Source organism: Kitasatospora sp. NPDC059722 (assembly GCF_042733235.1).
Lineage (GTDB): Bacteria > Actinomycetota > Actinomycetes > Streptomycetales > Streptomycetaceae > Kitasatospora.
The window spans coordinates 1-6,635 of the sequence record NZ_JBHWGD010000179.1; the positions used below are offsets into that span (position 1 = coordinate 1).

Annotated in this window: 7 protein-coding genes; 5 read left to right on the forward strand and 2 right to left on the reverse strand. The window is 74.4% G+C overall.

The window, feature by feature from the left end; genetic code table 11:
- Nucleotides 1-84 precede the first annotated feature (84 nt).
- The 5 genes from ACFV4F_RS41590 (at nucleotide 85) to ACFV4F_RS41610 (ending at nucleotide 5,082) form a co-directional block, all read left to right on the forward strand.
- Nucleotides 85-1,059, forward strand: coding sequence for an alpha/beta fold hydrolase (locus ACFV4F_RS41590; protein WP_380510912.1), 975 nt, complete (start codon nucleotides 85-87; stop codon nucleotides 1,057-1,059).
- A 191-nt stretch (nucleotides 1,060-1,250) separates the two neighbouring features.
- Nucleotides 1,251-2,120, forward strand: coding sequence for an NAD-dependent epimerase/dehydratase family protein (locus ACFV4F_RS41595; protein ID WP_380438790.1), 870 nt, complete (start codon nucleotides 1,251-1,253; stop codon nucleotides 2,118-2,120).
- A 135-nt stretch (nucleotides 2,121-2,255) separates the two neighbouring features.
- Nucleotides 2,256-2,588 carry a putative quinol monooxygenase gene (locus ACFV4F_RS41600; RefSeq protein ID WP_380438710.1) on the forward strand — a complete coding sequence of 111 codons (333 nt, stop codon included), beginning with the start codon at nucleotides 2,256-2,258 and terminating at the stop codon, nucleotides 2,586-2,588.
- Nucleotides 2,589-2,714: 126 nt separating this feature from the next.
- The gene (locus ACFV4F_RS41605; protein WP_380510915.1) at nucleotides 2,715-3,512 is read left to right on the forward strand and encodes an IclR family transcriptional regulator; all 798 of its coding nucleotides are present in this window, start codon (nucleotides 2,715-2,717) and stop codon (nucleotides 3,510-3,512) included.
- 250 nt (nucleotides 3,513-3,762) lie between these two features.
- Complete coding sequence (locus tag ACFV4F_RS41610; protein ID WP_380510918.1) at nucleotides 3,763-5,082, forward strand: cation:proton antiporter; 1,320 nt, start codon at nucleotides 3,763-3,765, stop codon at nucleotides 5,080-5,082.
- Between the two features lie 285 nt (nucleotides 5,083-5,367).
- On the opposite strand, the gene ACFV4F_RS41615 is transcribed toward ACFV4F_RS41610, so the two are convergent.
- Together ACFV4F_RS41615 and ACFV4F_RS41620 are read right to left on the reverse strand one after the other, a co-directional pair.
- Nucleotides 5,368-6,042, reverse strand: coding sequence for a hypothetical protein (locus ACFV4F_RS41615; protein WP_380510920.1), 675 nt, complete (start codon nucleotides 6,040-6,042; stop codon nucleotides 5,368-5,370).
- 64 nt (nucleotides 6,043-6,106) lie between these two features.
- Nucleotides 6,107-6,635 (reverse strand): TetR family transcriptional regulator (locus ACFV4F_RS41620; protein ID WP_380510923.1); only part of this gene is annotated, 529 nt, incomplete at its 5' end.

Sequence of the window (6,635 nt, forward strand, 5' to 3'; positions counted from 1 at the left end):
GATGTGTGTCTCTCTGTGGCCCCCCACGCTACGACGATCACGTGCCCGCACTCTGGGGGTTAATACAGGCCGTACACACGCCTTTTGCCGACGCTTCAGCGCCGCTGGCCGGTCGCCACAGCCGCCGCCGCGCTCGCCGCGACCACGATGTACACCGCCGCCGGTGGCGCCGCCGAGGCCGCCGCCACCCCGCCCGGCGGCCTGCCGGGCTTCAAGGACGGCAACGCCGTCAGCGACGGCCTGCGGATCCACTACGCGATCGCCGGGCACGGCCCCGCGCTCGTACTGCTGCACGGGTGGCCGGAAACCCTCCGGGCCTGGGACCGGGTCGCGCCCGCGCTCACCCAGGACCACACCGTGATCGCCGTCGACCTGCGCGGACTCGGCCGCTCGCAGCCCGCCCGCGGCGACGAGTACGGCACGTACACCGCCCTCACCCTGGCCGCCGACGTGCGTGCCGTCGTCGAGCAGCTGGGCTTCGGCGACGCGAGGATCGCGGTGGCCGGCCACGACGTGGGCGGCGGGGTGGCGCTCGCCTACGCGGCCCGGTACCGGGACCGGGTGGACCACCTCGCGATCCTGGAGGCGCCGCCGACCACCTGGTACCTGCAGCTCGTCGCCTCGAAGCCGAACCTGCTCTGGTGGGACTCCTTCGTCAACGGCCAGGCGAACGGCGTCGCCGAGCAGCTGGTCGCGGGCCGGGAGAAGGTCTTCTACGGCTCCGTCTACAACCGCGACGGCCGCGCGCCGAGCGCGGGCAACCAGCGCGAGTACGTCGCCGCCTACGGCCGTCCGGGCAGCACGCACGCGGGCTTCGAGTTCTTCCGCCAGCAGGACCAGGGCGAGCGCGACGTGCAGGCGCTGCTGGACGACAACCCGCTGACGATGCCGGTGCTGGGTGTCGGCGGTCAGAACAGCATGCGCGAGTCGGTCGGGGACGATCTCGGGCACGTGGCCTCGCACGTGACCACCGCCGTCGTGCCGAACGCCAACCACTGGGTGCTGGAGGAGGAACCGCAGTTCATCGTCGACCAGTTGCGGCAGCTGCTGGCACGCTGAGCCACTGGCGCGCTGAGCACGGCATCGAGTGTGACGCCCCGTCGGCCCGCCGATTGGCCCACTTCCCTGCCGCCGGATTGGCCTGGGGATCCGGTCCATTCACCTCTTAGCGTGATCGTATGAGCGAGCGGTGATCGAGGGCCTGCACGGAACGGCCCCCGGCGCCGAACGGGAGGGAAAGGGTGGACCCCATGCACGTCTTCCTCGCCGGTGCGACCGGTGCCGTCGGACGGCAGCTCGTGCCGCTCCTGCACCGGGCGGGGCACCGCGTCACGGCCGCCTCCCGGTCCGAGGGCGGCATCGCGTGGCTGCGCGAGCAGGGGGCCGACGCGGTCCGGCTGGACGTCCTCGACCGCGGGGCCACGGCGGAGGCCGTCGCCGCGGCGGCGCCGGACGCGATCGTCCACCAGCTCACGGCCCTCGCGGACGGCAGCCTGGCCGAGAACGCCCGGATCCGCCGCAAGGGCACCCGCAGCCTGGTGGACGCCGCCCGCCGGGCCGGGGTGCCGCGGATCGTCGCCCAGTCGATCTGCTGGGCGTACGGCCCGGGCGAGGAACCGGCCGACGAGACGGAGGCCCTGGACACCGGCGCGCCCGAACCACGCGCCACGACCGTCGACGGCGTGCTCGCACTGGAGCTCGCGGCGGCCGAGCTGCCGGAGCCCGTCGTCCTGCGGTACGGCATGCTGCACGGGCCCGGCACCTGGTACGAGCCGGGCGGCCTGATCGAGCAGCGGCTACGGCGGGGCGAGCTCGCCGCGGACGGCGCCGTCACGTCGTTCCTGCACGTCACGGACGCGGCGCGGGCGGCGGTCGCAGCGCTGTACTGGCCGAGCGGCGCGGTCAACGTCGTGGACGACGAGCCGGCCCCCGCGCACACGTGGGTCCCCGCCCTCGCCCGCGCGCTCGGCGTGGCCGCACCCGAGCCGAGCACCGACCGGCCCCGCTGGGCACGCGGCGCGGACGGCGGGCTCGCGCGGACCGCGTACGGCTGGCAGCCGGTGGAGGGGTCGTGGCGGACGTCCTTCGAGCGGCTGGGCGGCCCGCGGGCGGGTTCCTAGCGGACCCGCGTGCCGACCTCGCGCGTTTTCCGGCAGGGCCGGAATTGCGGCGGCACGCGTTTCACGCGGCGCCGGGCGGTCGGTCACGGTGTGGAGGCACTCACCCACCGACCGCCCGGATCCGAGAGGCCTCCCATGATCTTCATCACCGTGAAGTTCCCCGTCCGCCCCGAGTACAGCGAGCAGTGGCTCGACATCGTCCACGACTTCACCGAGGCCACCCGCGCCGAGCCGGGCAACCTGTTCTACGAGTGGTCCCGCAGCGTGGCGGACCCCGACGAGTACGTCCTCGTCGAGGGCTTCCGCGACGGCGAGGCGGGCCGGGCCCACGTCGAGTCCGCGCACTTCCGGGAGGCCATGGGGAAGCTGTCCCACGCGATCGCCGCCCGGCCCAAGATCATCAGCGTCGACCTCCCCGACCGCGAGGGCTGGGACCTCATGGGCGAACTCGCGCCCAGCGAGGCCTGAGGCCTCCGGCCGGGACGCCCGAACCAGGGGGCCGGGAGGCCGGGGGGCTTGGACCAGGGGCCGGAAGGCCAGGGGGGTTGGACCAGGGGCCGGTGATCGCGCCGATCGGATCACCGGCACACTGGAGTGACCACGGAGGACGAGCAGGAGGAGCAGCACCCCATGGCCGGTCAGACCGGGCCGCGCGCCGCGGACCGCACCCTGGAGGTGCTGGAACTCGTCGCCGGGGCGCCCACGCCCGTCTCCGCCAAGGCCCTCGCCCGCAGCCTCGGCTGCGCCCTCTCGACGGCCTACACGCTCCTCGCCCCGCTCACCGACCGCGGCTACCTCGTGCGCACCGACGGCGGCTACACCCTCGGCTACCGGGTCTCCGCGCTCCACCGCGCGTTCCAGCGGCAGATGGGCCTGACCGACGGCGTCGACGGGATCGACGGCGTCCTCGCCCGGATGCGTCACGCCACCCGCGCGTCCGCCAACTACGTGGCCTACCAGGGCGACGGCCTGGTCATCGCGGACGTGCGCACCTTCGCGGCCGACGGCGACGAGCAGGCCGACCTCGCCGTCGGCGTCGACCCCCGCTCGCACGCCTACGCGCACGGCAAGATCGCGCTGGCCGCCGCCGGGGCCGCCGCACGCCGGCGCTACGTCGAACAGCCCGGCCTGCGCCGGTTCACCCCCAACACCATCGCCTCCGCCGAGCGCCTCGACGAGGAGCTCCGGCGGATCCGCCGCACCGGCGTCGCCCTCGACGTCGAGGAGGCCCGCACCGGCCTGGCCTGCCTGGCCGCGCCCGTCCTCGGCACGGACGGCGCCGTGATCGGGAGCGTCTCCCTCGCCGTCCGCCCCGCGGACCTGCGCACCCGCCGCCACCAGCTGATCGCCGCCGTCAAGCAGGCCGCCCGCGAGGCCTCGCCGGCGCGGTGAGGCCGAGCCCGGCTCACCGCGCGCTCGGCTCACCCGAGCCCGGCTCACCCGCGCTCGACTCCCCCGGGCTCGACTCCGGAGAGCCGCTGCCCAGGCGCGCGGCCCCGGCCAGCGGGCACGCGCGGGCCCCGGAGCGCCCCCGACACGTACGAGTTGCGACGTCGACGAACCGACTCTTCCGCATAATGCAGAAGCCGCGCTCCCCTCGCGGCTCTTGACGCCTGGTCCCGTCCCAGGAAGGCGCTCGACCTTGGAAGGTTCCACCCCATCCGCGACGGTACTGGCCGACATCGCGGCCGTCCTGCTGATCGGCCTCCTCCTCACCCCGCTGCGCACCCGGCTGCGCCAACCCGTCGTCGTCGGCGAGATCGCGGTCGGCGTCATCCTCGGGCCCAGTGTGCTCGGGCTCCTCCCCGGCCACCTGACCGACGCGCTCTTCCCGCCGGACGTGCGCCCGCACCTGGCGGTCGTCGCCCAACTCGGCATCGTCCTCTTCATGTTCGCCGCCGGCTGGGAGCTCGACCTGCGGCTGCTGAGCGGCCGGGTCAGGGCGGTGCTCGCCGTCACCGCCGCGTCCGTCCTGATCCCGTTCGCGCTGGCCCTCGTCCTGGCGGCCGTTGTCGCCGCCCGCTTCCCGTGGCTGCTCGGCGCCACCGCCTCACCGTGGCTGTTCGCCGCGTTCCTCGGCATCGCCCTCTCCGCGAGCGCCCTGTCGGTCATGGCCCGCATCGTGGGCGAGAACCGGCTCCAGGCCTCCGGCACGGGCGCCATGGCCACCGCGTGCGGGGCGCTCACCGAGATCACGGCGTGGTGCGCCGTCGTCTTCCTGGCCGCCGCGGCCCGTGACCCCGGGTCCGCCGGGCCATCCGGGTCCGGTCACGCGCTCCTGACGCTCGGCCAAGTCGCCTGCTACGCCGTCGCGATGGCGTTCGTCGTCCGCCCGCTGCTGCGACGGCTGCTCCGCCTGCCCGTCGGCGCCGGCGGCCACCCGTTCCTCGCGCTGCTGATCGTCGGCAGCGGGCTCCTGCTCTCCGCCTGGGTCACGTCCCGCCTCGGCGTCCACGCCGTCATCGGCGCCTTCGCATTCGGTCTCGCCATGCCGCGCGACACCGCCGAGGAACTGCGGCACACGATCGAGCTCCCGATGCGGCACGCGGGCGCGCTCCTCGTACCGGTCTTCTTCGCGCTCACCGGCCTGTCCGTCGACCTCACCGGCCTCGGCCCGCGCGGCCTGCTCGCCGTCGCCGTCTTCCTCGCCGTCTCGTGGGGCGGCAAGTACGCCGGCGCGCGGCTCGGCGCCCGGCTCACCGGCGTTCCGCGCGGCGAGGCGACGACGCTGGCCGTCCTCGTGAACACCAAGGGGCTCAGCGAGGTCCTCATCCTGACGCTCGGCCGCGACCTCGGCATCATCGGCGACCGGCTCTTCACCGTCCTCCTGCTGACCGCCCTCACGGCGACGCTCCCCGTCAACCCGCTGGTCCGCCGCCTGACCCGCCTCCCGGGCGGGGCCGCAGGCGTGCCCCGCCGGCCATTGGTGGCCACGACCGCCGAGGAGGCCCAGGGCGCGTAGGGCGGGAGTAGAAAGTCGACCAGGCCGACTTCCTACTCACTCACCCACCTACCCACACCAGCTCCCAGGCACAGCCCAACGCACACCCCACCAACCACCCACGAAACCCAGAACGCGCAAGGCACAAGCAGAAAGTCGACCAGGCCGACTTCCTACGCACCCGCCCATCAACCCCCACCACGTCCCAGGCACAGCCCGACGCACGCCCCACCCCCGGCCACAACCGTCCACGAAACCCGGAACGCGCAAGGCGCAAGCAGAAAGTCGACCAGGCCGACTTCCTACTCAGCGCCCGCGGGCGAGCCAATCGGTCCAGGTTCGACGGGAGTTGGCGAGCTCGGGGTGCTCAAGCAGGTGAAGGACGTAGCCCGCATGGGTCCGGGCCCACGGGTCGGCGGACCCGGAGGCATGGGCGAGGTGCTCGCGCAGGTCGGGGGAATCGACGGCGCGGGCGATCCGGACGTACTCGCGGTCCTTGCAGCGGTACCGGCGCCGGACGGCGAGTTCGACGAAGTCGGCGAGTTTCGCACGGCCCGGGCCGTCCAGCTCGGCACGGGCCAGCTCCCGGATGACGGACTCCTTCGTGCCCCAGGCCTTCGCGTGGCACGTCCACGCCCGGGGGTGGCGCAGCTCCCACTCCAGGAAGAGCAGGGCGTACGGCAGCCCCGGCCACGTCGCGTACGCGTCGGGCGTGACGCCCTGCCACAGGGCCTCGGGCAGCGAACGGCTTCGGGCCTCCCGCCACCGCGTGAGTGCTTCCCGAACGGCCGGCTCCCGGTACGGCTCCGGCGCACCCGAGCGGTTCGCTTGCGACAGCGCCCCGTTGAACTCCGTGATCGCGGACCCGACCGCCTGCCGGGCCGCGGCGAGGCGGACGAGTGCGGCCACCCGCACGGCCGGGTCCTCGGCGATCAGGCCGTGGGCCCAGCCGAGTCGTTCGTGCCACGCCTCATCGGTCATGCGGACGATCATCGCTGACGGCGGAGCAGCGGGCGGAGGCGGGGTCCGATCATCGGAGAAGGCGTCAGCGCCGCAGCCACTCGTCGAGGAGTGCGGCCTCGGCGCCGCTGAGGTTGGGCAGTTCGGGCAGGAGGGTGCGGAAGGCGGCAACGACGGCCGCCGGGTCGCGGGCGGGGACGGCGGGTTCGTCGGCGAGGATCGCGCGGGCGACCGCCTCGAAGGCGGCGTCGGCCAGGTGCGGGTCGCGTTGCTCCGGGGGCAGGGTCAGCAGCGTGTGGACGGTGCCGACGCCGGCCACGCGGATGAGGTTGACGGCGCGTTCCTCGCTGACCCGCAGCCGCCCGGCGGCGGCCACCCGGTGCACGCGTTCGGCGAGGATCCGCACGCCCCGTACCTGGGCCGGGGTCTCGCGGGCGCGGGCCGGGTCGATCAGCAGGCCGAAGACGTACGGGTTGGCGAGTCCGAAGCCGACCTGGGTGTCCCAGCCGGCGCGGAGGTCCGCCACCGGGTCGTCCGACCGGGCGGCGGTCTCCTTGCCGGCCACGTGCTCCGCGAAGACGTGCTCGGCGGCGGGCTCGATCAGCGCCAGCGTG